We start from the raw sequence: 316 nt of genomic DNA on the forward strand, positions 1-316 counted from the left end.
GATGATAAGAAGGGTATTTACCATTGCAAACCCCGAGAAGATCGCTCCCGCAACGAAGTAGGGAGGGAAGATGGTGGTGTGCCATCCCGGAATTACCGAGGTAGCAAAGTCAAAGGATACAATAGTGTGTACAGAAAGTACCAGTGGTGTGGCCAAACCTGCAAGTACAAGAGAAACTTCCTCAAAACGTTGCCAGTCTTTAGCGCGACCGCTCCACCCAAAACTCAGGATGCCATAAATGTGCTTCTGAAATGGCTTTATCGCCCTGTCTCTTATCATTGCAAAATCTGGAAGCAATCCTGTCCACCAGAAAACG

Annotated in this window: 1 pseudogene; it reads right to left on the reverse strand. The window is 47.5% G+C overall.

The features are described 5' to 3' along the window. Positions 1-316, reverse strand: a pseudogene (locus HC175_RS22360) (polysulfide reductase NrfD); the annotation flags it as partial.

It is taken from the genome of Salinimicrobium oceani, assembly GCF_012037645.1.